General features: G+C 62.8%; 27 protein-coding genes and 1 pseudogene. 17 read left to right on the forward strand and 11 right to left on the reverse strand.

Annotated features, from left to right (window positions below; all coding sequences use genetic code 11):
• Both CQ12_RS40115 and CQ12_RS40120 read left to right on the forward strand, forming a co-directional pair.
• A partial coding sequence (locus CQ12_RS40115) for a DUF3597 domain-containing protein (RefSeq protein WP_057840745.1) occupies positions 1–308 on the forward strand: 308 nt, incomplete at its 5' end.
• A 194-nt stretch (positions 309–502) separates the two neighbouring features.
• The gene (locus CQ12_RS40120) at positions 503–1,294 is read left to right on the forward strand and encodes a fumarylacetoacetate hydrolase family protein (protein WP_057840746.1); all 792 of its coding nucleotides are present in this window, start codon (positions 503–505) and stop codon (positions 1,292–1,294) included.
• Positions 1,295–1,358: 64 nt separating this feature from the next.
• On the opposite strand, the gene CQ12_RS40125 is transcribed toward CQ12_RS40120, so the two are convergent.
• A complete protein-coding gene (locus tag CQ12_RS40125) occupies positions 1,359–1,631 on the reverse strand; it encodes a GNAT family N-acetyltransferase (protein ID WP_057840747.1) in 273 nt (90 codons plus the stop codon).
• A 102-nt stretch (positions 1,632–1,733) separates the two neighbouring features.
• Here CQ12_RS40125 and CQ12_RS40130 point away from each other — a divergent pair, with 102 nt between their 5' ends.
• Complete coding sequence (locus CQ12_RS40130; RefSeq protein WP_057840748.1) at positions 1,734–2,678, forward strand: tetratricopeptide repeat protein; 945 nt, start codon at positions 1,734–1,736, stop codon at positions 2,676–2,678.
• Between the two features lie 64 nt (positions 2,679–2,742).
• Here CQ12_RS40130 and CQ12_RS47340 read toward each other — a convergent pair whose 3' ends face one another.
• Positions 2,743–2,865 carry a hypothetical protein gene (locus tag CQ12_RS47340; RefSeq protein ID WP_283807442.1) on the reverse strand — a complete coding sequence of 41 codons (123 nt, stop codon included), beginning with the start codon at positions 2,863–2,865 and terminating at the stop codon, positions 2,743–2,745.
• On the opposite strand from CQ12_RS47340, the gene CQ12_RS40135 reads away from it, so the two are divergent.
• Positions 2,855–3,256, forward strand: coding sequence for an SPW repeat protein (locus CQ12_RS40135; RefSeq protein ID WP_057840749.1), 402 nt, complete (start codon positions 2,855–2,857; stop codon positions 3,254–3,256). The genes CQ12_RS47340 and CQ12_RS40135 overlap by 11 nt on opposite strands.
• A gap of 67 nt (positions 3,257–3,323) precedes the next feature.
• Here the strand turns inward: CQ12_RS40135 and CQ12_RS40140 are convergent, their stop codons facing one another.
• Positions 3,324–3,848: a DUF3828 domain-containing protein gene (locus CQ12_RS40140; RefSeq protein WP_057840750.1), complete on the reverse strand. Its 525-nt coding sequence runs from the start codon at positions 3,846–3,848 to the stop codon at positions 3,324–3,326.
• Positions 3,849–4,036: 188 nt separating this feature from the next.
• On the opposite strand from CQ12_RS40140, the gene CQ12_RS40145 reads away from it, so the two are divergent.
• The gene (locus tag CQ12_RS40145; RefSeq protein ID WP_083519699.1) at positions 4,037–5,674 is read left to right on the forward strand and encodes an acyl-CoA synthetase; all 1,638 of its coding nucleotides are present in this window, start codon (positions 4,037–4,039) and stop codon (positions 5,672–5,674) included.
• A 4-nt stretch (positions 5,675–5,678) separates the two neighbouring features.
• The gene (locus CQ12_RS40150) at positions 5,679–6,536 is read left to right on the forward strand and encodes a PCC domain-containing protein (RefSeq protein ID WP_057840751.1); all 858 of its coding nucleotides are present in this window, start codon (positions 5,679–5,681) and stop codon (positions 6,534–6,536) included.
• A 127-nt stretch (positions 6,537–6,663) separates the two neighbouring features.
• Here CQ12_RS40150 and CQ12_RS40155 read toward each other — a convergent pair whose 3' ends face one another.
• Together CQ12_RS40155 and CQ12_RS40160 are read right to left on the reverse strand one after the other, a co-directional pair.
• Positions 6,664–7,329: an outer membrane protein gene (locus tag CQ12_RS40155; protein WP_057840752.1), complete on the reverse strand. Its 666-nt coding sequence runs from the start codon at positions 7,327–7,329 to the stop codon at positions 6,664–6,666.
• A gap of 549 nt (positions 7,330–7,878) precedes the next feature.
• Complete coding sequence (locus CQ12_RS40160) at positions 7,879–8,202, reverse strand: hypothetical protein (protein WP_057840753.1); 324 nt, start codon at positions 8,200–8,202, stop codon at positions 7,879–7,881.
• 81 nt (positions 8,203–8,283) lie between these two features.
• Here CQ12_RS40160 and CQ12_RS40165 point away from each other — a divergent pair, with 81 nt between their 5' ends.
• The 6 genes from CQ12_RS40165 to CQ12_RS40190 all read left to right on the forward strand — a co-directional run bounded on the left by CQ12_RS40165 (position 8,284) and on the right by CQ12_RS40190 (position 12,184).
• The gene (locus CQ12_RS40165) at positions 8,284–9,057 is read left to right on the forward strand and encodes an AAA family ATPase (RefSeq protein ID WP_057840754.1); all 774 of its coding nucleotides are present in this window, start codon (positions 8,284–8,286) and stop codon (positions 9,055–9,057) included.
• A gap of 13 nt (positions 9,058–9,070) precedes the next feature.
• Positions 9,071–9,310 carry a hypothetical protein gene (locus tag CQ12_RS40170; protein ID WP_057840755.1) on the forward strand — a complete coding sequence of 80 codons (240 nt, stop codon included), beginning with the start codon at positions 9,071–9,073 and terminating at the stop codon, positions 9,308–9,310.
• A 121-nt stretch (positions 9,311–9,431) separates the two neighbouring features.
• Positions 9,432–9,989, forward strand: a complete 558-nt coding sequence (locus CQ12_RS40175; protein ID WP_057840756.1) for an RNA 2'-phosphotransferase — start codon at positions 9,432–9,434, stop codon at positions 9,987–9,989.
• Positions 9,990–10,136: 147 nt separating this feature from the next.
• A complete protein-coding gene (locus CQ12_RS40180; protein ID WP_057840757.1) occupies positions 10,137–10,463 on the forward strand; it encodes a PRC-barrel domain-containing protein in 327 nt (108 codons plus the stop codon).
• A gap of 228 nt (positions 10,464–10,691) precedes the next feature.
• Positions 10,692–11,234, forward strand: a complete 543-nt coding sequence (locus tag CQ12_RS40185; protein WP_057840758.1) for an SRPBCC family protein — start codon at positions 10,692–10,694, stop codon at positions 11,232–11,234.
• A 2-nt stretch (positions 11,235–11,236) separates the two neighbouring features.
• Positions 11,237–12,184, forward strand: a complete 948-nt coding sequence (locus tag CQ12_RS40190) for a YVTN family beta-propeller repeat protein (protein ID WP_057840759.1) — start codon at positions 11,237–11,239, stop codon at positions 12,182–12,184.
• 84 nt (positions 12,185–12,268) lie between these two features.
• Here the strand turns inward: CQ12_RS40190 and CQ12_RS40195 are convergent.
• The 5 genes and pseudogenes from CQ12_RS40195 to CQ12_RS40215 form a co-directional block, all read right to left on the reverse strand.
• Positions 12,269–12,898: pseudogene (locus CQ12_RS40195) on the reverse strand (ATP-binding protein); the annotation flags it as partial.
• Positions 12,867–15,941, reverse strand: a complete 3,075-nt coding sequence (uvrA, locus tag CQ12_RS40200) for an excinuclease ABC subunit UvrA (RefSeq protein ID WP_430642307.1) — start codon at positions 15,939–15,941, stop codon at positions 12,867–12,869. The pseudogene CQ12_RS40195 and the gene uvrA, both read right to left, overlap by 32 nt.
• Positions 15,942–16,007: 66 nt before the next feature.
• Positions 16,008–16,271: a hypothetical protein gene (locus tag CQ12_RS40205; protein WP_057840761.1), complete on the reverse strand. Its 264-nt coding sequence runs from the start codon at positions 16,269–16,271 to the stop codon at positions 16,008–16,010.
• Positions 16,272–16,931 carry an outer membrane protein gene (locus tag CQ12_RS40210; RefSeq protein WP_057840762.1) on the reverse strand — a complete coding sequence of 220 codons (660 nt, stop codon included), beginning with the start codon at positions 16,929–16,931 and terminating at the stop codon, positions 16,272–16,274. It abuts the gene before it with no gap.
• Between the two features lie 226 nt (positions 16,932–17,157).
• Positions 17,158–17,919: an outer membrane protein gene (locus CQ12_RS40215; protein WP_057840763.1), complete on the reverse strand. Its 762-nt coding sequence runs from the start codon at positions 17,917–17,919 to the stop codon at positions 17,158–17,160.
• A 511-nt stretch (positions 17,920–18,430) separates the two neighbouring features.
• Here CQ12_RS40215 and CQ12_RS40220 point away from each other — a divergent pair.
• The 5 genes from CQ12_RS40220 to CQ12_RS40240 all read left to right on the forward strand — a co-directional run bounded on the left by CQ12_RS40220 (position 18,431) and on the right by CQ12_RS40240 (position 23,662).
• A complete protein-coding gene (locus CQ12_RS40220) occupies positions 18,431–18,919 on the forward strand; it encodes a single-stranded DNA-binding protein (protein ID WP_057840764.1) in 489 nt (162 codons plus the stop codon).
• A gap of 113 nt (positions 18,920–19,032) precedes the next feature.
• On the forward strand, positions 19,033–19,410 hold the full coding sequence (locus CQ12_RS40225; protein ID WP_063799901.1) for a VOC family protein: 378 nt from the start codon (positions 19,033–19,035) through the stop codon (positions 19,408–19,410).
• A gap of 149 nt (positions 19,411–19,559) precedes the next feature.
• Positions 19,560–19,958 (forward strand): DUF2306 domain-containing protein, encoded by a 399-nt coding sequence (locus CQ12_RS40230; protein WP_057840766.1) that lies wholly within the window; start codon positions 19,560–19,562, stop codon positions 19,956–19,958.
• A gap of 203 nt (positions 19,959–20,161) precedes the next feature.
• Positions 20,162–22,888, forward strand: a complete 2,727-nt coding sequence (gene gyrA / locus CQ12_RS40235) for a DNA gyrase subunit A (RefSeq protein WP_057840767.1) — start codon at positions 20,162–20,164, stop codon at positions 22,886–22,888.
• Between the two features lie 264 nt (positions 22,889–23,152).
• Positions 23,153–23,662 (forward strand): hypothetical protein, encoded by a 510-nt coding sequence (locus CQ12_RS40240; protein WP_157088786.1) that lies wholly within the window; start codon positions 23,153–23,155, stop codon positions 23,660–23,662.
• Positions 23,663–23,701: 39 nt separating this feature from the next.
• Here the strand turns inward: CQ12_RS40240 and CQ12_RS40245 are convergent, their stop codons facing one another.
• A complete protein-coding gene (locus CQ12_RS40245; protein ID WP_057840769.1) occupies positions 23,702–23,905 on the reverse strand; it encodes a hypothetical protein in 204 nt (67 codons plus the stop codon).
• Between the last annotated feature and the right edge of the window lie 303 nt (positions 23,906–24,208).

Below are 24,208 nucleotides of genomic sequence, written 5' to 3' on the forward strand. Positions count from 1 at the left end.
CTGCGGGGGCCGGATCGTCCGGCGGGGCCGCCGCCGCACCGGTCGCCGCGACGGTCGACGTCGCGCCCATCCTGGACAAGGCAGTCGCTGCCAAGGGCGAGAAGCTGGCGTGGCGCACCTCGATCGTCGATCTGATGAAAGCGCTCGACATCGATTCCAGCTTTGCCGCGCGTAAGGATCTCGCGAAAGAGCTCGGCTACACCGGCGACAGCAACGACTCCGCCAGCATGAATATCTGGCTGCACAAGCAGGTCATGGCCAAGCTGGCCGCCAACGGCGGCAAGCTGCCGCCTGATATCAAGCACTGAGCTTCGTTCAGATCCATCTGAAAGGCCCGCGGTGACGCGGGCCTTTTTGTTTTGGCGATGGCGCGCCGATCGGCGAAGACCGTGCGCTTCAACTTCGCAATGCACAACGCGCGAAACATGTCTACTTCGGCTTGAAAAGGCGGTAGATACGCGTCCGGCAACAAGAGAAAAATACAAAATACAAGGAGACGCCGATGAGCAATTTCGATCGCAGAACCATTTTGGCAACCGGCGCGCTGGCGCTCGCGGGCACCGCGGTGCAGAGCAGCGTGGCCGACGCGCAAGCCGGCCCGAAATCGATCTTCCCGGTTGGCACGACGACCATTCCGATCGTGGGCGAGACCGACGTGTTTCCGGTGCGGCGCATCTATTGCATCGGCCGCAACTATGCCGCACATGCCCGCGAAATGGGCTCCGACCCCAATCGCGAGCCCCCGTTCTTTTTCCAGAAGCCGACCGATGCGATCCAGAATGTCGCGATAGGTACGGTCGGTGATCATCCCTATCCGACACTGACCAAGAACTATCACTACGAGGTCGAACTGGTGGCGGCGCTGAAATCCGGCGGCACCAGCATTTCGCCGGAGCAGGCGCTCGACCATGTCTACGGCTATGCGCTTGGCCTCGACATGACGCGGCGCGATCTGCAGCGGGCGATGGGTGACGAGAAGAAGCCATGGGAAATCGGCAAGAGCTTTGATCGCTCCGCCGTGCTCGGACCAATTCATCCCGCAGCCAGGACCGGCCACTTCACCAAGGGCGCGATCTCGCTGGCGGTGAACGGCACGGTCAAGCAGAACTCCAACCTGCAGAACATGATCTGGAACGTGGCCGAGCAGATCTCCAAACTTTCGGAAGCCTTCGAACTCAAGGCCGGCGACATCATCTATTCCGGCACGCCGGAAAATGTCGGTCCGGTGGTGAAGGGCGACGTGATCCTGTGCAAGCTCGAGGGCCTGCCGGACATGTCGATCCGGATTACGTGAGCGGGCCACACCTGTCGCCGTCGTCCCTGCGTTCGCAGGGACGACGGCGATTTACGCAGCTGGCTCACCCCGTCAGATCGGCGAATTCCGGATTTCTGCGCAAGTAATCCACGACGAAACCGCAGCCGGCGATCACCTTGCGTCCGTCGGCGCGGATCAGTTCGAGCGCGCCCTTGACCAGTTCGGAAGCGATGCCGCGGCCCCGCAATGCCCGGGGCGTTTCGGTATGGGTGATGATGACCGCCGCGGGCGTGACGCGATAGTTCGCAAACGCCATGGCGCCCTCGACGTCCAATTCGAAGCGGTTTTGAGCCTTGTTGTCGCGGACGGCGGTCATGCGGGCGATTCCTGGCGTGGTTCGTCCTCTCATGTAGGGACATGAACCCGCCGATGCAAACCGGCGACGAAGGGGGAGCTGGCTCGCTGGGGATTGCCTGATATGCGTATCTTGACCTGCCTGACCGTTTCGCTGCTCGGCGCAGCCCTGACATCGGCGCAACCACCCGTCGCATCCGCAGAAGATGACCAGACCTGGCAGGCCTGCGTCAGCACCACCACGACGCCGGACGGCAAGGTGGCCGCGTGCAACGCCGTCATCGACGCCAGGCGCGAGACGGGCAAGAGGTTGGCTGCCGCCTATTGCTTCCGCGGTCATGGGTTGACCGAGAAGCGGCAACTCGATGCCGCGCTGGCCGACCTCAATGAATCGATCCGGCTCGATCCGACCTCAGCCTGCGCACTCACCAATCGCGGCCGCGTCTACGCCTTCAAGCGCGATCTCGACCGCGCAATGGCCGACTACGACGAAGCGCTCCGCATCGATCCTGCGTTCGCGCTGGCCTACAACAACCGCGGCGACGCCTGGTTCAACAAGGGCGACCTCGATCGCGCGATCGCCGATTTCAGCGCCGCCATCAAGCACAGTCCGACGCTTGCCATCGCCTACGGCAATCGCGGCTATGCCTATCACCGCAAGCGCGACATGACCCGTGCGGCTGCGGATTACACCACCGAGATCAAGCTTCGACCCAGCATGCTGGCCTACATCAACCGCGGCAATGTCTATCGCGACAGCGAGCAGCTTGACCGCGCCGCGGCCGACTACGGCGAGGCCATCAAGATGGCGCCGACGGATGCGCGCGGCTGGCGCAACCGCGGCATGATCAGGCTGTTCCAGGGCGACACCAAGGGCGGCCTGGCCGATTATGACAAGGCGCTGCAATACGACCCGGCCGATGCCTATTCCTGGAATAATCGCGGCCAGGCCAGGATGCGGCTCGGCGACAAGGCAGGCGCGATTGCGGATTTCCGCAAGGCGCTGGAGATCAGCCCCAACCTGCGTACCGCCAGCGAGAGCCTGCAGCGGCTGGGTGCGGCGCAGTAGCTGACACGCGGTTTTCGCTCGCAAGGATCTTTGCAGGCGGGCCTTGCGGCCCGTGGCTGCGTTCCTACGTCTTTTGGATGACATACGCCGCCGAGGCGGCCGGGTCCGGTTCGAGATCGGAAATGCTGTGATCGCGGCTGCTGACGTATGCCTCTTTTTTCAAGGGGAGGTCTACAATGTCAGGCATTCATTTCTTCAGTAAACATCGAACATGGGAAGACTGGTTAGGCATGCTCCTTGGCGTGCTGATCGTGGTTTCGCCGTGGTTTCCGTTCTCCAGTCATGACGTGATGGATGCCGAGCGCAGCACCATGATCCTCAATACGTTCGTGGTCGGCATGCTGATCTTCGGACTGGCCCAGCTCGAATATGTCGCACTGCAGCGCTGGGAGGAGGTGGGCGAGATCGTGCTTGGCCTCTGGCTGATCGCCTCACCCTTCATCTTTGGCTATTCCGGCGATGAGACGCTCAGGATCTGGCACGCCACGCTCGGTGGAATCGTCGTCTTGTTGGGCGCGCTCCAGCTCTGGCAGGATTGGCGCCTGAGTGACCAGGAACTGGCCAACCATCCGCAGTAAGGGGGGCGGCCTGCCGGTTCGTTGACTGGCAGGCCAATTGACTGGCTGGCCTTGGCTTCCTCGGACTCTAGTACTTGAATGAGTCCACGAGCAGCGCGCGAACCGACCACGGGCCGCCATCGACGGCGCCCTTGATGTCGTCGATCTTCCACTGGCCGGCCTCGCGGACGAAATCGTAGCGGATGGTTTTGTCGGCCGGGTTGGCGCGTGTATCCCGCTGATGGGCCTCGATCGTGACGGCGACGGTCGCCTTGTCGCCATCCTGCTTCTCGGCAGCCACCCTGAACGATTTCACGTCCGGATCCTGTGAATTGGTGACGGGGTCGAACCCCACCGGTCCGCCGTCGCCCTTTTTCGTGCGCGCGTCCGCCTTGGCCCACAGCGCGATCAGCGCTTTCGACAGATATTTTGCTTTCGCCGCCTTGTTCTCGATCACGAAGGTGCCGCCGCCATCGCCCTTGCCCTTGGCGACGCGGGTATAGACCGCCGTGAGAATGCCGGCGGGATCGTCAGCGGCGCACGCCTGGTGCGGCAGGGCAGTGGCCAGCACGAGGGCTGCGCCCGATACGATCAGGTTTCGGCGGGAAATCATTTGGTTCCTCAAATCGTTGGGTCGGGTTATGGACGGGAGAGCCTGGCTGGACCATGGTGCGCATGACGGTGGCGGCTGACAATTAGTCGCCCGGTGTTTGCTATCGTTCGAATGAGGTGTTCGATGTCCGTGCTGCGATGCGTAACCGTTGATTGGCGTCCCCTGCTTGACCCCTGGGCGGTCCTGCGATGACCGGCACGGAGACCATGGCCAACCCGCGCGGCGGGCTGGCGCGGATGTCGCGTCGGGTGATGAATCTCGCGCATCTGCTGACACAGAATGCCCGCCGCCATGGCGATCGCACGGGTTTCATCTGGGGCGACAAATCCTGGACCTGGCGCGAGATCGATTCGGCGGTATCGGCGCTGGCGGCGGGCCTTGCCGCGCGCGGGGTCGTCAAGGGCGACCGCATCCTGGTCCATTCCAAGAATTGCGACGAGATGTTCTGGTCGATGTTCGCGGCCTTTCGCCTCGGCGCGGTCTGGGTGCCCACGAATTTCCGCCTGATGCCGGACGAGGTCGCCTATCTCGCCAGCGCCTCCGGCGCCAAGGCGTTTTTGTGCCATGGCGACTTCCCCGATCACGCCACGGCGGCTGCCAATCCCGCGCTGGAATTCATCTGGCGGATCGGCGAGGGTACCTTCGGTGAGCGGGCGGTGAGTGACGTGATCGCGGCGCAGGCCGGCGCGAGGATCGAGAATACAGCGGTCGATTACGACGATCCCTGCTGGTTCTTCTTCACCTCCGGCACCACGGGACGTTCCAAGGCAGCCGTCCTCACCCACGGCCAGATGGCGTTTGTGGTGACCAATCATCTCGCCGACCTGATGCCGGGCACGACGGAGACGGATGCCTCGCTGGTGGTCGCGCCGCTGTCGCATGGCGCCGGCGTGCACCAGCTCGTGCAGGCCGCGCGCGGGGTGCCGACCATCCTGCTGCCTTCGGAAAAATTCGACATCGCCGAGGCGTTCCGTCTGATCGAGGCGCATCGCGTCAGCAACATCTTTACCGTGCCGACGATTCTGAAGATGATGGTCGAGCATCCCGCGGTCGACAAGTTCGATCACTCCTCGCTGCGCTTCGTCATCTACGCCGGGGCACCGATGTATCGCGAGGACCAGAAGGCCGCGCTGAACAAGCTCGGCAAGGTGCTGGTGCAGTATTTCGGGCTCGGCGAAGTCACCGGCAATATCACCGTGATGCCGGCCAATCTGCACGACGTCGAGGACAGCCCGCAGGCCCGCATCGGCACCTGCGGTTTCGAGCGCACGGGCATGCAGGTCTCGATCCAGGGCGATGACGGGCGTGAACTTAAGGCCTTCGAGACCGGCGAGATCTGCGTGATCGGCCCCGCCGTGTTCGCCGGCTATTACGATAACCCCGAGGCCAACGCGAAGGCGTTTCGCGACGGCTGGTTTCGTACCGGCGATCTCGGCCACATGGACGAGGAGGGGTTTGTCTACATCACCGGCCGCGCCTCGGACATGTACATCTCCGGCGGCTCCAACATCTATCCGCGCGAGGTCGAGGAGAAGATTCTCACCCATCCCGCGATCGGCGAGGTCGCCGTGCTCGGCGTGCCCGACCCGTTCTGGGGCGAGGTCGGCGTTGCCGTCTGTGTCGCGCGCGAGGGCGCTGGCGCCGTGAGCGAAGCGGAGCTTGCCGCATTCCTGGCGCCGAAGGTGCCGCGCTACAAGATGCCGAAGCGCTTCTTCTTCTGGGAGGCGCTGCCGAAATCCGGCTACGGCAAGATTCCGAAGCGGCTGGTCCGCGATGAACTGGAAGCGCGAGGGTTGCTTGAGCTCATTTCAAAGACGGGTAGCTGAGGCGATGCGCAGCATCGAGCAGCCCGGGCCGCGCGCGCCTGAACGCATCCAATGGGTCGAAGCGCGGGGGCGGGCGTTCTCGTTCACGCTCGAGGCCGGCGTGCCGCTGCTGGAGGCCGCGCGCCGCGGCTTTGCCGAGGCCGGATTTTCCGGCGGCGTGCTGAGCATGCGGGAAGGGGCGCTCGGACCGTTCGCCTATGTGATGCCGGCGCTGTCGAAGACCGGTGCCAATGCTGCGTTCTACAGCGACACGTACCGGCCCTCCGGCATCACGCGGCTGAAGTGTGGGGCGATGACGCTCGGCGAGCGCGACGGCGCGCCGTTCTTTCATTGCCACGGGCTGTGGACCGAGACCGACGGCCATCCGCACGGCGGCCACATCCTCCCGGAGGAAAGCGTCGTCGCCGAATCGTTTGCGGTGGAAGCGTTCGGCATCGACGGCGCCGTCTTCACGGCCGAGCCCGATCCCGAGACCAATTTCAAATTATTTGGTCCGGTCGCGCGCGCCGGCACGAATGTGAAGGCCGAGAGTCGCGCGTTTGCGCTGCGGCTACGACCGAATCAGGATTTTGCCGCAGCGTTGGAGACCTTCTGCCGGCAGCATGGAATTTTGCGGGCGCGGATTCACGGCGGCGTCGGCTCCACCATCGGCGCACATTTCACCGACGGCCGAACGGTGGTGCCGTTTGCGACCGAGCTTGCGATCAAGGCCGGTGCGATCGCACCCGGCGCCGACGGCACGCTGCATGCGGAGATCGATATCGCGCTCGTCGATTATCTCGGCGGCATCGCCGAGGGCCGGTTGATGCGCGGCGACAATCCGGTGCTGATGACGATGGAGCTGGTGCTGGAAGTGGTTTGAGTTCTTCGTGAGGTCGCAGGGTGGGCAAGGCGCGTTTGCACCGTGCCCACCCTCTCTCGAACAGCGTCATGCTGAATGGTGGGCACGCTTGCGCTTTGCCCACCCTGCGCAGTTTGCAGTTATCGGCTCACCTGAAGTGATAGTTCACGCCGACCTTGAAGGTGTGAAGGTCGATGGTGCCGGAATCCGCCGGGATGCCGCCGAAATTGTAGGTCTCGCTGCCGAGGCTGGTGAACATGTATTCGCCCTTGGCCGACCAGTTCGGCGCAAACATGTATTCAAGACCGCCGCCGATGGTGAAGCCGGTGTGCGTCTGGCTGTCGGAAAACGCCCCAACGCCAACCGCTGAGAGCGAGGCCTTGTTGTTGGCCCAGGCATAACCGCCCTTGGCGTAGAGCAGGGCTGCATCGATCGCAAAACCGGCGCGGCCGGTCACGCTGCCAAACGAGTTGATCTTGGTTTCCGACGTGACCAGAAGTCCGCCGCCAAAATCCTCGGTGACGCTGTCCTTGATGCTGGCGCCGGCGGCGTCGACTTCGATACCGAAGACGAACTGGCTGCCGGGAAATTGCCAGTTGTAGCCGATCGTGCCGCCGCCGAAGCCGCCGCTGCCCGCATCGGTCTCCGAACCGTAGCCGCCCATCGCGCCGATGTAGAAGCCGGACCAGTTATACGCCGCAACCACCGCCGCCGGGGGCGCCGCCTTGGCGTAGGGCCGCGCCCGCAGGTCGGCGGCCGATGCCGCGGTCGCGACCGAGAGTAGGGCCGCAGCAGCTAGAAGTAGTCGTTTCATTGTTTGTCCCCTGTAGTTGAACACTCGTATAATCCCCTGCGGGCCCCATAAACGGACCGATTGCACCGGCATGGTGACGTAATGTGCTGGAAGCAGGCGCGAACGCGCCCTCAAGGAGTCGTATGCAAGCGACGTTTGAGCGGATGTAAAAACGTCGTTCGCAGGATTAACCATACGACATGTATGCCGGCAAAAATTGGACCGAAGCGCGTCGGCTCATTGGCGCGGACAGGTTGCTATTTCGACGGCGATGCGGCGACGTGTAGCGTGGAATACGTTCTCGATATGCGCGAGAGATGACGCGATTGCGTTAGATCGATCGAGGTTGTTGGTGTTTGCACACGTGTGAGTGTGGCTGCGCATCGGCCCATCCAGGTCATTGCGAGCGAAGCAATCCACAGTCCGTAGGGTGGGCAAAGGAGCGTTAGCGACGTACCCACCATCCATCACCAATCGTGCTGCTCGATGGTGGGCATGCGAAGCCTGTCATCGGGCGCGCATTCGCGCGACCCGTTGGCTTTGCCCGCCCTACGTTTGCTAACGATGGTCTCACCTGCGCTTGCGAACGTGGACGTTGATGTCGAGATCGATATCGCTGACGCAGGTCTGCGTCGTGCGGTGCGAGCCGCCCTCGTGCCAGCGGCCTGCGCGCATGCGGGCGTCGCTGACCTCGCCGAGTCTCAGGCAGCGCCATTGCGGCAGCGGGCCGCTGCTTTCGCCGGCGAACTGCCACGCCAGCACGACCTCTTCGCCGCGCCGGTTGGTGCCGATGATATGCGGGCAGAGTTCGCGGCTGCGGCCGCCGTAGCGGCAGACCACCTGCTGCCCGGCGAGGATGGCGTTACGGAAGATTGTATAAGCGGCGCTTTGCATTGGGTGGCGTGCCATCTAGGATTGTACAGCATTGACTGTATAACCGTAACGCATGATTTTTGTTTCCCGAGAACCGAGCTCATGGCTTCCAGACGCAATCGCCCAATCAACCTGCCGGCGCCGTACCTCAAGCGCATCTGGCTCGAGCCGTCGCGGATCACGGATCGCGAGGCCTATCCGTTCTGCCTGCCGCTGCTGCGCGACGATTTCGAACTGAGCTTTGAGCGCGCGATCACCATCATCGTCGGCGAGAACGGGACAGGAAAGTCCACGCTGCTGGAGGCCATCGCCGCGCTCGCAGGCTACGACGAGGCGGGCGGCGGCAAGGGGTACATGCCGGTCGACCACACCGACGCGCTGGAGAAGATGGGCGGCGGCCTCTCGGCGGCGCTGCGGGCAAGCTGGCTGCCAAGGATCACTAACGGCTGGTTCTTCCGCGCGGAGAGCTTCTTCTCGGTCGCGAGATATCTGGACAAGGCCGCGCTCGACGACCCGTTCGGCCCGCCGCCACCGGACTTCCTCTCCCATTCCCACGGCGAAGGCTTTCTGCGCTTCTTCGAAGAGCGCTGCCAGCGGCAGGGCATCTTCATCTTCGACGAGCCGGAATCCGCGCTCTCGCCAGCGCGTCAGATCGAGTTTCTGAAACTGATGCGACGGATGGACGAGATCGGCCATTGCCAGATCATCATGGCCACGCACGCGCCTGTCCTGATGGCGTACCCGAACGCAACGCTGCTGCGGTTGACGAAATACGGGCTGGAGCCGGTGACGGTGCGCGAGACCGATCACTACAAGGTCATGCGCGAGTTTTGTGATGACCCTGACGGGTTCGTGCAGGCGGCGATTGAGGAGTGAGGGCGTTGCCTTAATGGACATCGCGGAACTACAAGGAATTTTGTCAGATCGTGGCGTGCGGTCGCGCGCGTTTAGTATCGAGGGAATTGGGACCGACGACGAGCAATACCGATTGGAAAGAAGTGGAGGCGTTTGGCGCACCTATTATTACGAGCGCGGGAATATGAACGCCGTTCGTGAGTTTCCCGATGAAGACGAGGCGTGCCGTTATTTTCTCGAGGTGCTTCTCAATGATCCGACCACGCGGTGTTGACGATGGAAGTCGGACGGAATAGCGCGAAATCCGGCATTCGCAAGAGGCGACGGATATCGCTTCGCTCCACCCATCCGACATGGGCTGGTTGGATGTCGTGCCATCGTATACACGGTGGTAGATGTCGATCGATCAGACCCAGCTAAGCAAGTTCTTGAGCCTCGTCCTGCGTCACAAGCCGGATGCGATCGGGCTTGTGCTGGATTCCCAGGGGTGGGCCAGCATTGAAGCGTTGATCGACAAGGCCAATGCCGCCGGCACGAAGTTCGGCCGGACAGAGTTGCTCCACGTCGTCGAGACCAGTGACAAGAAACGGTTTTCGGTCTCGCCGGACGGACTGCGCATTCGGGCGGCCCAAGGGCATTCCGTGTCGGTCGAACTAGGATTGTCGCCCAAAGAGCCCCCGGCCGTGCTGTATCACGGGACGGCGACGCGGTTTGTCGAGGCGATCATCGAACAGGGACTGAAGCCGCAGGCGCGCCAGCAGGTGCATCTTTCCCGCGATGAAGCGACGGCCCGTCGTGTGGGGCAGCGACATGGCAAGCCGTACATCTTCGAGGTCGACACCCTTGCCATGCACGCGAATGGTTTCAAGTTCTACCTCGCCGACAATGGCGTCTGGCTGACGGACCGGGTGCCGCCGGAGTTCCTGGCGCCATCGGCAACCGCAGCAGAATAGGGACGGTGCTGTTTTGTGTGGGGTGTTGGGTTTCGCTGCGCTCTGCCCATCCTACACCGCGGGAGACTTTGTCGCAGAGCAGATCATCCATCACGAGCCCGCTTATGCTATGATATCGACCGAACAAGGGAAGACAGGGAGGACGCCATGCCTCATACCCTGGTGCCCAGCGATCGCGTCGAGCATGTAAGCGTGTACGGGCGCGACGGCACAAGGCTCGGCTCGATCGAGCGGCTGATGCTCGACAAGGTAAGCGGAACGGTTGCCTACGCCGTGATCAAGACCGGCGGGCTGCTCGGCAGCCACCATCATTGTCCGATCCGCTGGGACGCCCTTCGATTTGATTCCGCGCGTCAGGCCTACCAATCCGACGTGACGCTGGAGGATTTGCGCGCAGGCCCGTCCGAGCTCGATGAAGAAGCCTTCGATTGGGGTGACCGCTCACGGCCGCATCCGCATTACTGGACGGTGTAGGACGGCATTTCGCGGCTGCGGGCTCCTGAGTTCCCGAACGGCGCGATGCGGCCGTCGTTCGCGCCGCAAAAGCGCGATGGGTATCGCTTTCGGCAAACAGGTCGCTCCATCCATCCCGCATTATCGTTTCTCGGCAGCGCCACGAACCAGCCTTCTTTGGCACGAAAATGCGTTGCGCGACCGCCAACGCGCGCCGGCGCGAGTCCAACGAAACATTGGGGAAACGACATGAGGGTGACGATAGCGAGGGTGGGCGCTGTGCTGACGGCGCTGGCGGTAATCGGAACCGCCTGGGCGCACGGGCCGACCCGGCAGAAGGTGCGGGAATCGATCGAGATCAACGCACCGCCGGCCAAGGTATGGGCGGTGATCGGCAATTTCCAGGACATGAGCTGGCTGCAGCCGGTCAGCCAGACCGAGGGCGCGAAAGGCAACGCGATCGAGGCCACGCGGCGGCTGACGCTGGCGGATGGCGCGACGGTCGATGAGGAACTCTACAAATACGATGCCGAGAAGATGACCTATTCCTACCGGATCACCGCCGTCGACGTGAAGGTGCTGCCGGTCACCAACTATTCGTCCACGCTGACGGTTACGCCCAGCGCCGACGGCAAGGGCAGCAGCCTGGAGTGGGCCGGCGCGTTCTATCGCGGCTTTCCCAACAACGACCCGCCGCCGGAGCTGAGCGACGAGGCCGCGGTCAAGGCCGTGAGCGGCCTTTATCGCGCGGGCCTTGAGGCGTTGAAGAAGAAGGTCGAGAGCGGAAGCTGATCGTGCGGGCCCTTGCCCTAGCGGCGCTCGCTGCCGGCATCGGCTCGGCCTTGGCCGGGCAGGGTAGGGCCGAGGAAGCATTTGTCACCAATCAGCTCAGCGAAAACCTGACGGTCGTGGATCTCACATCCTTGCAGCCGGTCGCGACCATCGCGATCGGCGGCAAGCCGGCGGGCGTCGCCATCACCCCGGATGGGCGCTTCGCCTATGTAACGAGCCCCGACACCAAGGCGCTGACAGTGCTCGATGCCGCCGCACGTCGGATCGTCGGCAAGATCGACGTCGGCGGCGGTCCCCTCGGTGTCGCCGTGACGCCTGATGGCGCCACTATCTATGTCGCCGACTGGTACGCCGCTTCGGTGCGGGTGGTCGACCCCAAAGAGCAGCGCGTGATCGCAAATATCACGGTCGGCGCCTCGCCGTCGGGGCTTGCGGTGACGCCGGATGGCCGGCTGCTGCTCTCCGCGGACCGCGACGCCGACAGCGTCTCCGTCATCGACACCGCCACGCGCGAGCGGCGGACGGTCATCAAAGTCGGAGCGCGCCCGTTTGGCATCACCATCGATGCCGAAGGCCGTCGCGCCTACACCGCCAATGTCGGATCGAACGACGTTTCGGTGATCGATATCGGTGAGAGCCGCGAGATTGGCCGTGTGAAGACCGGCCTGCGCCCCTATGCCGTCGCGCTGGCCCAGGGCCGCGGCTTCGTCACCGACCAGTATGACGGCACCGTCACCGTGTTCGATCTCGCTACGCTGGCGCCGCTCAAGCGCATCACCGTGGGCGACTACCCGGAAGGCATCGCGGCCACGTCAGACGGGCGGCGCGTCATTGTCGCGAACTGGGAGAGCAATTCGATCAGCGTGATCGATGCGGTCGAGCTGAAGGTGACAGGCGAGATCAAGGTCGGCGACGGGCCAAGGGCGTTCGGGGCGTTTCTCAGGCGGTAGAGATGGCGGAGAGGTGTGGCGGGTTACGCTTGGCTAATCCGCACGACGCGCTGCAAGTCATCGTCAAAGGTCGAGGACGACCTCCTTGTTTTCGCTGCCTCGCCTGTCGCTGAGCGCAATCGTCGCGCCGGCATTGAGATAGGCGAGGCCACGAAGACGGTACTCGATTGTGATGAAATCGAATTCGGTTTTCGTGAATATCTTGCTGCTCGGAAGAAATGTGATCTCGGTTCCGCGGCGCCAATTTCCAGACGACTGGTCGGCCGTGCCGACTACGGCTATCGGCGCGTCGGGTTCACCCATACGGCAACGCATGAAGTATTCCTTGCCGTTGCGCCAAATGCGCAAATCGAGCACTTTCGAAAGCGCGTTTACTACTGCTATGCCAACACCGTGCAATAAACTTGGCACATTGAGCGTGTCTTGTGAGAACACGCCGGCGGCCCCGTGGAGGCGAGTCAGGATGAACTCGGCCGCCGAAATGTCTTCGCTCGGATGGGTATCGGTAGGAATGCCGCGACCGTTATAGCGCACCGTCACTGATCCTCCGGCATTCAATGCCACTTCAACGCAACTGCAGTGCCCTGCCAGAGCCTCGTTGATCGCGTTGTCCACGACTTCGAAAAGCATGTGGTGCAATCCCGAACCGTTGTCGGTATCGCCTATGTACATGCCCGGCCGCCTATGCACCTTTTCTAGGAAATGCAAGACTATCCTCTAGTTCGCGAAGGCCTGATGGTCCTAGCACTTCATCGAGGCAGCAAAAGGATAATCCCTCCGCCGCCTCGCTCGCGCTGCTGCTCTTCCTCGGCTTCCCATCCGCCTTCTTCAACACCGGGGCCAAAAACTTCCCCGTATAGCTCCGCGGCGCTTTCACGATGTCTTCCGGTGGGCCCCAGGCGACGATTTCGCCGCCGCCGTCGCCGCCTTCGGGGCCGAGGTCGATGACCCAGTCGGCGGTCTTGATGACCTCCAGATTGTGCTCGATCACGACCACCGTGTTGCCCTGGGCGACCAGCTCGTGCAGCACTTCCAGAAGTTTTGCGACGTCGTGGAAATGAAGCCCGGTCGTGGGTTCGTCGAGGATGTAGAGCGTGCGGCCGGTGGCGCGCTTTGACAGCTCCTTGGCCAGCTTGACGCGCTGGGCTTCGCCGCCCGACAACGTCGTCGCCTGCTGGCCGACGTGGATATAATCCAGGCCGACGCGGTGCAGCGTCTTGAACGTCTCACGGACGCGGGGGACGGCCTTGAAGAACTCGGCGGCTTCTTCCACCGTCATGTCGAGCACATCCGAGATTGACTTGCCCTTGAACAGGACTTCGAGCGTCTCGCGGTTGTAGCGCTTGCCCTTGCAGGTGTCGCAGGTGACGTAGACGTCGGGCAAAAAGTGCATCTCGATCTTGATGACGCCGTCGCCCTGGCAGGCCTCGCAGCGGCCGCCCTTGACGTTAAAGGAGAAGCGGCCGGGCTCGTAGCCGCGCGCCTTGGCTTCGGGGAGCCCTGCGAACCATTCGCGGATCGGCGTGAAGGCGCCGGTATAGGTCGCGGGGTTCGAGCGCGGGGTGCGGCCGATCGGCGACTGGTCGATGTCGATGATCTTGTCGATATGCTCCAGCCCCTCGATGCGGTCGTGCGGCGCGGCGCCTTCGCTGGCGTTGTTGAGTTTTCGCGCGATGGCGCGGTAGAGCGTGTCGATCAAGAGCGTCGACTTGCCGCCGCCGGAGACGCCGGTGACGCAGGTGAACAGGCCCAGCGGAATTTCCGCCGAGACGTTCTTCAGATTATTGCCGCGGGCGTTGACGACCTTGATGGTACGGCGATGGTTCGGCGGCCGGCGCTCGGGGATCGCCACCGACAATTCGCCGGTGAGATATTTGCCCGTCAGCGATTTCGGGTTCTTCATCACCTCTTCGGGTGTGCCCTGCGCCACGATGTGGCCGCCATGCATGCCGGCGCCCGGGCCGATGTCGAGCACGTAGTCGGCGAGGCGGATCGCGTCCTCGTCATGCTCGACCACGATCACGGTGTTGCCGAGGTCGCGCAGCCGCTTCAGCGTTTCCAGCAGCCGCGCATTGTCGCGCTGGTGCAGGCCGATCGAGGGCTCGTCCAGCACATAGAGCACGCCGGTCAGCCCGGAGCCGATCTGCGAGGCCAGGCGGATGCGCTGGCTCTCGCCGCCGGAGAGGGTGCCGGAGGAGCGGGACAGCGTCAGGTAATTCAGGCCGACATCGAGCAGGAAGGACAGCCGCTCGCGGATCTCCTTCAGTACGCGCGTGGCGATCTCGTTCTGCTGCGCGTTGAGCGCCTTCGGCACGCTCTCGAACCATTCGCCGGCGCGCTTCACCGACAGTTCCGAGATTTCGCCGATGTGCTTGCCGCCGATCTTGACGCAGAGCGACTCCGGCTTGAGGCGATGGCCGTTGCAGCCCGCGCAGGGAATATCGGAGAAATATTTTGCCAGCTCCTCGCGCGCCCATTCGCTCTCGGTCTCGCGGTAGCGGCGCTCGAGATTGGTGATGACGCCCTCAAACGGCTTCTTGGTGTCGTAGGAGCGGACGCCGTCTTCGTAGGAGAATTTGATCTCGTCGTCGCCGGAGCCGTGCAGCAGTGCTGCCTGCGTCTTCTTCGGCAGGTCCTTCCACTTGGTGTCGAGCGTGAACTTGTAGAACTTGCCGAGCGCGGTCAGCGTCTGGATGTAATAGGGCGATGACGATTTTGCCCAGGGCGCGATGGCGCCCTTGCGCAAGGTCAAATCCCTGTCGGGGATGACGAGGTCCTCGTCGATATGCTGCTCGACACCGAGCCCGCCGCAGGCCGGGCAGGCGCCATAGGGATTGTTGAACGAGAACAGCCGCGGCTCTATCTCGGGGATCGTGAAACCGGAAACCGGACAGGCGAATTTTTCCGAGAACAGGATCCGCTCGGGCCCGCTCTTGTCATGGATTTTTGCGGTCTTCTTGTCGGACTTCTTCTCTTCAGCCGCGCCCGCAGGGGCATCGGCATATTCGATCACGGCCAGGCCTTCGGCGAGTTTCAGCGCGGTCTCAAAACTTTCGGCGAGGCGCTGGCCGAGATCGGGACGGACCACGATGCGGTCGACGACGACGTCGATGTCGTGCGGGAATTTCTTGTCCAGCGTCGGTGCATCCGACAGCTCATAGAACGTGCCGTCGATCTTGACGCGCTGAAAGCCCTTCTTGAGCCATTCGGCGAGCTCTTTCTTGTACTCGCCCTTGCGGCCGCGCACGACCGGCGCCAGCAGATAGAGGCGGGTGCCTTCGGGCAGCGCCAGCACCCGATCGACCATCTGCGAGACGGTCTGGCTTTCGATCGGGAGCCCCGTGGCCGGTGAATATGGCACGCCGACGCGCGCCCATAGGAGACGCATGTAGTCGTAGATCTCGGTGACGGTGCCGACGGTGGAGCGCGGGTTCTTCGACGTCGTCTTCTGCTCGATCGAGATCGCCGGCGACAGGCCGTCGATCTGGTCGACGTCAGGCTTCTGCATCATCTCCAGGAACTGGCGCGCATAAGCCGAGAGCGATTCGACGTAGCGGCGCTGGCCCTCGGCATAGATGGTGTCGAAGGCGAGCGAGGATTTGCCGGAGCCGGAGAGACCGGTGAACACGACGAGCTTGTCGCGGGGAATCTCGAGATCGACGTTCTTGAGATTGTGCTCGCGCGCACCACGAATGGTGATCGCACGCGATGCGGAGCCGGCGTTCTGTTGGCGCTTCGCCCTTAGCACTTCATCCATATCGGCATTTCCAGGCGCGCTTGTCGCGCGCCGCGTTGGGCGCGCATTTGCCGGAGCGAACCGGGATCAGGCGCCGATGATTGAAAGTCGGAACATAGGAAGAACGAGGAGGAATATCCAGTGCCGCGCGCGAATCATCAACGGATTGTTTTGCGTCATCAGCCATTTGGCAGCAGACGTCAGCAGCGTGGGACGGAACTGCGCAAAAGAAAACGCCTCCGTTCCGGATTTTGGAACGGAGGCGCATACAGTTTCAGCAGGAAGGCTGAAAGCTTTTGTTTGAGCATGATCCTTTCGGAAAAGCGCTATCAGCTTTTCCGGATCATGCACTTAGAAGTGGTAGTTCACGCCGACCTGAACGCTGTTCAGGTTGATCGTTCCGACCTGAACGCCGCCCGGGACAGCGTTGCCGAAATAGGTGCCACCTTCGAGGCTCTTATAGAGGTACTCGGCCTTGACCGACCATTTCGGTGCGAACATGACCTCGACACCGGCGCCGAGGGTCCAGCCCGAGTGGAAGCGATCGTCCGAGACGCTCAGGCCGAGCGCGGTTGCGGTGAAGCGGTTGTTGGACCAGGCCCAGCCGCCGGTGCCGTAGACGAGCACGGAATCGAAGGCGTAACCGACCCGGCCGCGAACGGTACCCATCGAGCGGATCGTGTAGTCGACCGAGGCGAGTCCCCCGAAGAGGCCCACATTCGCGCCCACGTCCGCCCAAGCGCCGTCGGCCTCGAGACCGAGGACAAGGTTGCCCATCTGCCAGTTGTAGCCGGCGGTCCCGCCAGCGAATCCGCCGCTCAGCGTACCAAGGCCCGACGTGTTCTCCTGGGCGTAGCCGCCCATCGCACCGAGGTAGAAGCCGCTCCAGTTATTGATCGCAATCGCGGCGGCTGGCGCCTTGGTGTAGCCCCGTGCGGGAAGATCGGCGGCGATCGCAGGCGCCATCCCAAGCGCGATCAAACCGGTGGTGGTCAGCAGAAACTTTTTCACTTTCTTTTTCCTTTCGCGGCTCCAACGCAACAATTTCCTCAGCCGTCAATTTGAGGTTGCTTCGGCATATAGCGCCATGTCGCCGCAAAATGCTGTCGCCGAAAAACCACATCCGCGGCAAATGTAGGTATCCTGCAACCGTGGCGGGCATCGACCTTGTCGAGATACAACCAAACAAAAAGGCCGGCGCAAAGGCCGGCCTTTTCATCTTCGGTGAAGGCGTAGATCAGTACTTCGCAATCACCGGGCCACCCCACCGGTAATTCACACGCACGGTGACGAGATCGACGTCCTGGCGGATGCGATCGCTGCCGAAGGCGAGTCCCCCTACGTTGGTGATGAAGTCGTGGGTGCGGTCCTGCATGAACAGGTGGTTGTATTCAATGCCGGCCGACCAGTTGGGGGCAAAGCCGAATTCGAGGCCCGCGCCGACCACGCCGCCCCAGCGGGTGTCGTCACCGGTGGTGGCAACCACGATGCCCGTGGCAGCATCACGGATGCGGAAACGATCCCCGGTAACGGCCGCACCGCCCTTGACGTAGAACAGAACGTTATTGGCGGCCCAACCGACCTGGCCCGTGATCAGGCCGAACGCATCAATGCGCGACTCGTTGCGGAGCGTCGGATCAAACAGGCTCACATTGTTGCCCTGGAAGTCGGCCCAGTTGCCCTGGCCTTCAAGACCGAACACCCAGGTACCGGCCTGCCAGCGATAGCCGAGCTGACCGCCCGCGGTGCCGCCGGTTGCATCATGGCAGCCTTCGGCGAAAGCCGGAACGATAGGACCGATAGCGTCAGCGGTGAGATCCCAGCACTTGCGGCTCGAACCCCAGCCGCCGTTGGCGCCGATGTAGAAGCCGCTCCAATCGTACACAACCGCGACCGGTGCCGGCGGCGCCTTGGTGTAGGGGCGTGCGGCGAGGTCGGCGGCCGCTGCAGGCGCAGCAAACGCGATGAGAGCAACCGTACCTAACAGAAACTTCTTCATCCTCTGATCTCCAGCTCTTGCCCGCTTCCTGTTGGTCCCGAAGCGTTGCCGTGATGACGCGAACGCCCGCGCCGATAGGTATTCTATATCGCGACTCGCGCAGAAATGGCGTGTCCCGCCTGCAACAGGCGATACCCAAGTTATATGCACAACATCATGATTAGGCTGGTATAATTGGAACCGGACGGGGAACTTTCGGGTTCCATTTGTGGCGATTTCGTGTCTCCCGTGGGTCCCCGGGAATCGCTCAAAGGTTGTGATGTCGCGCCCAGTCGTGGTGGCATATTGATGGGAACAAAGCTGGAACGTTCGGCCGGGCGATGCTATATGTGGATAACCGCTGAGTGGCGAGGGATCGCCAAGTCACCGGGGCCTGCGAGCGTATAGGGTCGGGTCGGATGTCCAGAAAGCGGACAGGCGACAGGTCAAGCGACAGGTCAAGAATTGAAGACGCCCGGCGGTAGCAGCCGGGCCAGTGATTTTTGCCTGCGATATCGAGTGGAGAGCGGCGATGGCGGGAAGTGTGAACAAGGTGATTCTGGTTGGAAACCTGGGCAAGGATCCGGAAATCCGGCGCACACAGGACGGGCGGCCGATCGCCAATCTGAGCATCGCGACCTCGGAGACCTGGCGCGACAAGGGCACCGGCGAGCGCAAGGAAAAGACCGAGTGGCACCGCGTCGTGATCTTCTCCGAACCGCTTTGCAAGATTGTCGAGCAGTATCTGAAGAAGGGCGCCAAGGTTTACATCGAGGGCGCGCTGCAGACCCGCAAATGGACCGACCAGAGCGGCGTCGAGAAATACTCAACCGAGGTCGTGCTGCAGGGATTCAACTCGACCCTGACCATGCTGGATGGACGCGGCGGCGGCGGAGGCGGCAGCTTCGGCTCCGACGACTCGGGCGATTTCGGCTCCAGCGGTCCGGTCTCTTCGGCGCCGCGTCGGGCGGTAGCGGCCGGCAGCCGCAACAGCGACATGGATGACGACATCCCGTTCTAGGCTGTGAACTCATTAACGGGAATGACCGAGGTTGGTGGAAAGCGGAAATAGGGCTTTGAGGGAGCAAACAGCGGAAGCTGCCGTTATCGAACAAGGTGAAAACGGAGACCGCTGTGATCCACCATGTTTCGGTAGGGACGAATGATGTTGGGCGCTCGAAGCGTTTCTATGACGCCGTTCTGCCCATCGTCGGCATAATGCTGATGGCCGACGACGAGGGTGGCCTGGGTTACGGAAGCGGCACGTTTCACTTCAGCGTTCAGGTTCCGATTGACGGAAGACCTGCAACCGTTGGCAATGGTTCTCACATCGCCTTCGCCGTGGAAGACCGTTCGATGGTCGATCGATTCTACGCAGCGGCACTGGACCACGGTGGCAGGGGCAGTGGTGCCCCGGGGCTGCGGCCGGCCTATGATGCCCACTACTACGGAGCCTTCGTTCGCGATCCAGACGGTCACAAAATAGAGGTCGTGACCTACGCCGCAAAATAGAGCGGCACTTCGGCTGAAGGCACTTGTCGCGTATTGCGATCCAAGCGTGCGGCCGGTTCGCCCGGCCGTATGTTCTTAATATTTACATGAGGTATTTCACGTAAAGCTGCTCCTGGCCCCGAACGCCAACCGGATCTGGAGCGCCCGCCATGAGCCTCGCGCCTCTGCTGGACGCCCCTGGAACGATCCCGCTGCACGCCTTCGCCGCGATGGCGGCGTTTGCGCTCGGCATCGTGCAGTTCGCCGCACCGAAGGGGACGTTGCCGCACCGGACCATCGGCTGGATCTGGGTGCTGCTGATGTTTACGGTTGCGATCAGCTCGTTCTGGATCCACGAGATCCGCCTGGTCGGACCGTTCAGCCCGATCCATCTGCTCTCGATCTTCGCGCCGATCATGCTGGTGCTCGCGGTGCTGCATGCCCGCCGGCACAATGTCGGCGCTCACAAGAAGGCGATGATCTCGATCTTCTTCGGCGCGTTGATCGTCGCCGGCGTGTTCACCTTCCTGCCGGGACGGATCATGCATGCGGTGGTTTTCGGCTCATGAAGAGAGGTAACACAGCACCGTTTTCGCGACTTCGTTCCGGCCCGGAAATGGCCGTTCCAGCAGCGGCCGAAAAACCGCCTTGCGATGCCGTAAGTCCATGAAAAAACGAGCGGAAAAACAGCTCCCCTTGGAGGCTCCGGGGTGGTTATCGAACCCCCGATGCGCTATATGATTCCCGACTGAGAACTGACTGGATTCCCCCTTTGTCCGACAACGAAGACGACAAGCCCGGCGAGCCGCCGGAGCATTCCGATATCCGTCCCGTTTCCATCCTCGACGAGATGAAACGCTCCTACCTCGATTACGCCATGAGCGTGATCGTGGCGCGTGCGCTGCCGGATGCGCGCGACGGATTGAAGCCGGTGCATCGGCGCATTCTCTACGCGATGCACGAGAACGGTTTTGAGTGGAACAAGCCGTACCGCAAGTCGGCGCGCACGGTCGGCGACGTCATCGGTAAGTACCATCCCCACGGTGACCAGTCGGTCTACGACGCGCTGGTGCGCATGGCGCAGGATTTCTCCATGCGCGTGCCGCTGATCGACGGGCAGGGCAATTTCGGCTCGGTGGACGGCGATATGGCAGCGGCCATGCGCTACACCGAATCCCGCCTCACCAAGATCGCGCAGACGCTGCTCGACGACATCGACAAGGATACCGTCGACTTCCAGCCGAACTACGACTCTTCCGAAAAAGAGCCGTCGGTCCTGCCGGCAAAATTCCCGAATCTCCTGGTCAACGGCGCCGGCGGCATCGCGGTCGGCATGGCGACCAACATTCCGCCGCACAATCTCGGCGAAGTCATCGACGCCTGCGTGGCGCTGATCGACAATCCCGCGCTCACCATCGACGACCTCATTAACATCGTGCCGGGCCCGGACTTCCCGACCGGTGGCATCATCCTCGGACGCCAGGGCATCCGCTCGGCCTATCATCTCGGCCGCGGCTCGATCGTGATGCGCGGCAAGGTGACGATCGACACCATCCGCAAGGATCGCGAGGCGATCATCGTTACCGAAATTCCCTATCAGGTGAACAAGGCCACCATGGTCGAGCGCATCGCCGAACTGGTGCGCGAGAAGAAGATCGAGGGCATTTCCGACCTGCGCGACGAATCCGACCGCGACGGATTCCGCGTCGTCGTCGAATTGAAGCGCGATGCGGTGCCTGACGTGGTGCTGAACCAGCTCTATCGCTTCACGCCGCTGCAGACCAATTTCGGCGCCAACATGGTGGCGCTCGACGGTGGCCGTCCGCAGTTGATGAATTTGAAGGACCTGCTGACGCTGTTCATAGCGTTCCGCGAACAGGTCGTCACGCGGCGCACCAAGTTCCTGCTGAATAAGGCCCGCGACCGCGCCCATATCCTGGTCGGCCTTGCCATTGCGGTCGCCAATATCGACGAGATCATTCGCGTGATCCGAACCTCGCCCGATCCGAACACGGCGCGCGACATCTTGATGTCGCGAGACTGGCCGGCAAAGGACGTCGAGGCGATGATCCGGCTGATCGACGACCCGCGTCACCGCATGGCGCCCGACGGCACCGCGCGGTTGTCGCTGGAGCAGGCCAGGGCCATTCTCGATTTGCGCCTGCAGCGTCTGACCGCGCTCGGCCGCGAGGAAATTTCCGAAGAGCTCGACAAGCTCGCGGTGGAAATCGCCGACTACCTCGAAATCCTGCGTTCGCGCGCGCGCGTGCAGGCGATCATCAAGGACGAGCTCGCCGCGGTGAAGGACGAGTTCGCCACCCCGCGCAGGACGGTGATTGTCGAGCAGGAAGGCGAGGTCGAGGACGAGGACCTGATCCAGCGCGAGGACATGGTGGTTACGGTCTCACACGCCGGCTACGTCAAGCGCGTGCCGCTCTCGACTTATCGGGCGCAGCGTCGCGGCGGCAAGGGCCGCGCCGGCATGCAGACCCGCGACGAGGATTTCGTCAGCCGCCTGTTCGTGGCCTCGACCCATACGCCGGTGCTGTTCTTCTCCTCGCGCGGCCAGGTCTACAAGGAAAAGGTCTGGCGGCTGCCAATCGCGGCGCCGAATGCGCGCGGCAAGGCGATGATCAACATCCTGCCGCTGGAGCAGGGCGAGCGGATCACCACCATCATGCCGCTGCCGGAGGATGAATCCTCCTGGGCCAATCTCGACGTGATGTTCGCCACCACAGGCGGCACCGTCCGCCGCAACAAGCTGTCCGACTTCGTCGATGTCCGCCGCTCCGGCATCATCGCCATGAAGCTCGGGGAGGGCGATTCGATCGTCGACGTCCAGATCTGCACCGAGCATGACGACGTGCTGCTGACGGCGGCCGGCGGCCAGTGCATCCGCTTCCCTGTTACCGACGTGCGCGTCTTCACCGGCCGCACCTCGATGGGCGTGCGCGGCATTGCGCTGGCGGAGGGCGACAAGCTGATCTCGCTGGCGATCCTGCGCCACGTCGAGGCCACTTCCGACGAGCGTTCGGCCTACCTCAAGATGCGCCGCGCGGTCGCCGGCGAAACCGCTGCGGAAGAACCCGTCGATGCGGAAGGCGAGGAGACGTCAGGCTCGCTCCAGCTCTCGCAGGAGCGTTACGCCGAAATGTCGGCGCAGGAGCAGGTGGTGCTCACGGTCTCCGTCAACGGCTACGGCAAGCGGACCTCGTCCTACGAGTACCGCACCACCGGCCGCGGCGGCAAAGGCATCGTCGCGATGAGCGTCAACAACCGCAACGGCAAGCTGGTGGCTTCATTCCCGGTCGAGGAAAGCGACCAGATCATGCTGGTCACCGACAAGGGCCAGTTGATTCGCTGTCCGGTCGAGGGCATCCGCATCGCCGGCCGCTCGACGCAGGGCGTCATCGTGTTCGATACTGCCGAGGACGAGCACGTGGTGTCGGTCGAGCATATTTCCGAAGACGAGAACGGCGAGAACGGAAACGGCGGCTAGCCCGCCCCGCTGTCATTCCGGGCCTGTGTGATACCCACGCATCCCGGAGTGACGAAGTGCGTAGCCCGGATGAGCGGAGCGTTATCCGGGAACCTTATTCGCGCAGAGACTGTCCCGGATCTCGCTTCGCTCATCCGGGCTACGGACCGGACCGCCCCAGCCCGCTGCGTCAGGGCTCCGGGCGGTAAACCACCCCTTAACCATAGATGGATACGATTTAGCTGTATCCGGGTGGTGACCGTCCGGCCAAACGGGAGCAAAATCATGCCCGTCGAGATGCTGACGTATGCCGAACTGGGCGAAAGGCTTACGGTTTCGCCAGAGGCCGCGCGTGCCCTGGTGAAACGACACCGATGGCCGCGCTCCCGCTCCAACGACGGCAAGACGCTGGTTCAGGTCGATCTCAGCGAATTCAGTCATTCCCCAACACCCCGTCAGCCACAAACGCCGCCCGGTCAACAGGTGGTCAGCGCGCTTAAACAGCGAATCGAGAGCTTGCAGACCGAGCTGGCGGAGATGAAGGTGATTGCCAGCGGCCATCGGGCCGACTTCGAGAGAGAATGCGAGCGCACCAACAAGCTGCTGGCTGAACTGCTCAAGGTCAGCACGGAAAGCGTGGGGGCCCGGGAAAGGGCGGCTCTGCTCGAAGGCAAGCTATCGATGCTGACGCAACCCTGGCGGCGCCGGCTGGTCGATGCCTTCACCCTGGCCCTGCCACAGGTCGCCTCCAACCCTCGCGAGAGCGCCGGGCCGATAGCCCAGTCACAGAATTGAACCGCCTGCCAAACTGGTCGGGCTCCGCTGCGACTGCCACTAGGCCGCCTCGGTTGCGTGGAACTGCGCCTCTAGCGACGCAATGGTGATCCGAAGGTTGTGCTTCCGGGCTCGCAGACTGCGCGCCAACACCGGATAGGTTACGGCCGACAGATTATAAACACCCGTGCGGGCTTCCTCGTGCTCTATTTCGATGCTGAGCAGCTCGACCGAACGCGAGAGGCTTTCGATCAGTCTCGCCATTTGCGACCGGTTCACCGCTGCCGTACCCCGGAGTGTCTGAAGTAGATGCGAAGTTGTCATTGGTAGCCTCTGCGCTGATCTGGTTTGGGACGCGCTCGCGGCGCATTCAGATGTACAGCAAAGGCGGTGCCAATCGGGGGGCCGAGAGCCTCCGTAGTTCTCCGGAATGACGGTCCGTAGCCCGGATGAGCCAACGGGTCGCGCGAATGTGCGCCCGATGACAGGCTCCGCAATATCCGGGAAAATCTTATCCGCGGACTGTCCGCCGGATCCCGCCTCGCTCATCCAAGGCTACGCGCTTGG

This window comes from Bradyrhizobium jicamae (assembly GCF_001440395.1).
Taxonomy (GTDB): Bacteria; Pseudomonadota; Alphaproteobacteria; order Rhizobiales; family Xanthobacteraceae; genus Bradyrhizobium; species Bradyrhizobium jicamae.

Coding starts and splice junctions, on each gene's coding strand:
- CQ12_RS40120 (WP_057840746.1), top strand. CDS start 503: ATGAGCAATTTCGATCGCAGAACCATTTTGGCAACCGGCGCGCTGGCG.
- CQ12_RS40125 (WP_057840747.1), bottom strand. CDS start 1,631: ATGACCGCCGTCCGCGACAACAAGGCTCAAAACCGCTTCGAATTGGAC.
- CQ12_RS40130 (WP_057840748.1), top strand. CDS start 1,734: ATGCGTATCTTGACCTGCCTGACCGTTTCGCTGCTCGGCGCAGCCCTG.
- CQ12_RS40135 (WP_057840749.1), top strand. CDS start 2,855: ATGTCAGGCATTCATTTCTTCAGTAAACATCGAACATGGGAAGACTGG.
- CQ12_RS47340 (WP_283807442.1), bottom strand. CDS start 2,865: ATGCCTGACATTGTAGACCTCCCCTTGAAAAAAGAGGCATACGTCAGC.
- CQ12_RS40140 (WP_057840750.1), bottom strand. CDS start 3,848: ATGATTTCCCGCCGAAACCTGATCGTATCGGGCGCAGCCCTCGTGCTG.
- CQ12_RS40145 (WP_083519699.1), top strand. CDS start 4,037: ATGACCGGCACGGAGACCATGGCCAACCCGCGCGGCGGGCTGGCGCGG.
- CQ12_RS40150 (WP_057840751.1), top strand. CDS start 5,679: ATGCGCAGCATCGAGCAGCCCGGGCCGCGCGCGCCTGAACGCATCCAA.
- CQ12_RS40155 (WP_057840752.1), bottom strand. CDS start 7,329: ATGAAACGACTACTTCTAGCTGCTGCGGCCCTACTCTCGGTCGCGACC.
- CQ12_RS40160 (WP_057840753.1), bottom strand. CDS start 8,202: ATGCAAAGCGCCGCTTATACAATCTTCCGTAACGCCATCCTCGCCGGG.
- CQ12_RS40165 (WP_057840754.1), top strand. CDS start 8,284: ATGGCTTCCAGACGCAATCGCCCAATCAACCTGCCGGCGCCGTACCTC.
- CQ12_RS40170 (WP_057840755.1), top strand. CDS start 9,071: ATGGACATCGCGGAACTACAAGGAATTTTGTCAGATCGTGGCGTGCGG.
- CQ12_RS40175 (WP_057840756.1), top strand. CDS start 9,432: ATGTCGATCGATCAGACCCAGCTAAGCAAGTTCTTGAGCCTCGTCCTG.
- CQ12_RS40180 (WP_057840757.1), top strand. CDS start 10,137: ATGCCTCATACCCTGGTGCCCAGCGATCGCGTCGAGCATGTAAGCGTG.
- CQ12_RS40185 (WP_057840758.1), top strand. CDS start 10,692: ATGAGGGTGACGATAGCGAGGGTGGGCGCTGTGCTGACGGCGCTGGCG.
- uvrA (WP_430642307.1), bottom strand. CDS start 15,941: ATGGATGAAGTGCTAAGGGCGAAGCGCCAACAGAACGCCGGCTCCGCA.
- CQ12_RS40215 (WP_057840763.1), bottom strand. CDS start 17,919: ATGAAGAAGTTTCTGTTAGGTACGGTTGCTCTCATCGCGTTTGCTGCG.
- CQ12_RS40220 (WP_057840764.1), top strand. CDS start 18,431: ATGGCGGGAAGTGTGAACAAGGTGATTCTGGTTGGAAACCTGGGCAAG.
- CQ12_RS40230 (WP_057840766.1), top strand. CDS start 19,560: ATGAGCCTCGCGCCTCTGCTGGACGCCCCTGGAACGATCCCGCTGCAC.
- CQ12_RS40240 (WP_157088786.1), top strand. CDS start 23,153: ATGCCCGTCGAGATGCTGACGTATGCCGAACTGGGCGAAAGGCTTACG.
- CQ12_RS40245 (WP_057840769.1), bottom strand. CDS start 23,905: ATGGCGAGACTGATCGAAAGCCTCTCGCGTTCGGTCGAGCTGCTCAGC.